Annotated in this window: 4 protein-coding genes; all 4 read left to right on the forward strand. The window is 42.8% G+C overall.

Annotated features, from left to right (window positions below; genetic code table 11):
- Nucleotides 1-309: 309 nt before the first annotated feature.
- Complete coding sequence (locus WMO23_RS11215) at nt 310-519, forward strand: hypothetical protein (protein ID WP_020311629.1); 210 nt, start codon at nt 310-312, stop codon at nt 517-519.
- Nucleotides 503-922, forward strand: coding sequence for a DUF2335 domain-containing protein (locus tag WMO23_RS11220; protein WP_296820747.1), 420 nt, complete (start codon nt 503-505; stop codon nt 920-922). Before WMO23_RS11215 ends, WMO23_RS11220 begins: the two co-directional genes overlap by 17 nt.
- 71 nt (nt 923-993) lie before the next feature.
- Nucleotides 994-1191: a FliH/SctL family protein gene (locus tag WMO23_RS11225; RefSeq protein WP_239639925.1), complete on the forward strand. Its 198-nt coding sequence runs from the start codon at nt 994-996 to the stop codon at nt 1189-1191.
- A 127-nt stretch (nt 1192-1318) separates the two neighbouring features.
- A partial coding sequence (locus WMO23_RS11230; protein ID WP_349174110.1) for a transposase occupies nt 1319-1995 on the forward strand: 677 nt, incomplete at its 3' end.

Raw genomic sequence — 1995 nt, forward strand, 5'->3', positions numbered from 1 at the left:
TGCCGCGCAGCGGCATTTGAGTCCGAGGCGACCGGCGGCCTGCGAACTGCGACCGGCGGGACCGATAGGCCCCAATCTACATTAACGATTCCTTAAATATTTTGGATTTGGTTCAAAAATGATTAGAAAACGATTAAGTTTTCCAGAACCGTCCTTTTTCTGTTGTATCATGGAGGTATGGATATATCCTACTCGTTCTGTTTCATGCTATAATAAAGAAAGGAATGGTGAATCTGTTGAAAAATCAATTGACTGCCCATGAAATCCGCTATTGTATTTATTCTATTTATCCTAATAGGAGGTGGCAATATGGCAAGAAAATTAAATATGAAAATGAAAGCTTTATTTGCGATGCTGATGTGCGGCCTCTCGACATTTACTGTTTTTCCACAGACTGATTATTCAAAAAATACGCACAATGATGCTGCTTCTATAACTAACGAAAGTTGGGCTAAAACAGGAAAAACGCTATGGACTACTATTGAGGAGGTGGGCAGCCGGATTGAACAAGAAAAATAACCAGTTGAATAATCAATCTGTACCCAAAAGGAACGAAATCAAAAATAAATCTAATAATCGTAATGCGACTGGAGTAGTGCTTCAACATCAATCTGCATATCAGTATCAAGGCCCTATTCCACCGCCTGAAATGATGGAAAAATATAAAAATATTTATGCCGATGCTCCTAAAATAATATTACAAGAGTTTAAAGAGAATTCAGAACATATACGGCAAAAAGAATTACTGGAAGTTCAAGGCACCATAAATCGGGACCGAAGAGGCCAATGGATGGCGTTTGTTATTTGCATGGCTATCTTAGGGGTGGTTTTTTATAGTCTATATTTGGGCAATATTACATTTGCAGGCTTAAGTGGACTCGGGTTTATAGCTCTTATAGCAACGGGTATTTTGAAAAAATAAAGTGTGATAAGAACTCTGTCCAACAGTGCTGTTTTTTATTGCCGAAGAAGCGGATTCGTGACATGACGAAAATGGAACGCTGGTTGGCTTACATCAATCGCGAACTCACCATCCTCGACTATAACTCGGATCATCGCGATGCCTTTGAAGAAGGCAAAGCTGAGGGGCGTAAAGAGGGAGAGGCCAAAGGTCGTAAAGAAGGCGAAGAGAGACTTGGTATGTTGATGAGCCTTTTATCACAGTTTTGCCAGAAGACTCCTTCCTCTTAGGTAGGGGATGAATGGCGATGGATTTCGCAGGTTCGATGCCTGCGAAATTCACCCTATGTATTTTCCATCTTAGCCTTTTCACTACGTCTACGGTATAATGGTAGATAACAGAGGAGGTGGATTCCAGATGTACTTGACGCAATCGAATGTCATCCGTGGCTTGTCGAAACAAGAGTATACGATGCTCCGGGAAATGTGCCAATACAGCAATAACCTGTACAATGTAGCGGTCTATACGATTCGGCAGCATTACTTCGATACCCAGCAATTCTTGCGGTACGAAGAAAATTACCCCATCTGCAAGGAAAATGAAAACTATGGCTTGTTACAGGCCGGTGTCGCCCAGCAGATATTGAAGATGGCCGACCGAAGTTTTCGTTCTTTTTTCGGGCTTTTGCAGAAAGTCAAGTCAGGTGACTATGGTTCAAAGGTTGTCTGCCTGCCACACTATCGTGAAAAAGGCGGTCTCTTCAATCTCATCTTGTCGACGAACGCTATTACCATTAAGAATGGCTTCTTAACAGTGCCGATGAGCCGTGAATATATGAAACGCCATAATGGACATCGGATTCGGATTCCTGTTCCCGACAGGCTGAAGGATAAGACAATTCAGGAAATCCGTATCTGTCCCATGTATGGTGGACGGTATTTCAAGATTCAGTATTGTTACCTAGAGGACCCAGAACCAGTGAAAACCTCGCCAGAACGTATCCTGGCTATCGACTTAGGGCTGGACAATCTGGCCGCCTGCGTTACCAATACGGGGACGTCGTTCCTCATGGACGGTCGTAAACTCAAATCTAT

The sequence above is a fragment of the Megasphaera intestinihominis genome (assembly GCF_040096415.1).
Lineage (GTDB): Bacteria > Bacillota > Negativicutes > Veillonellales > Megasphaeraceae > Megasphaera > Megasphaera intestinihominis.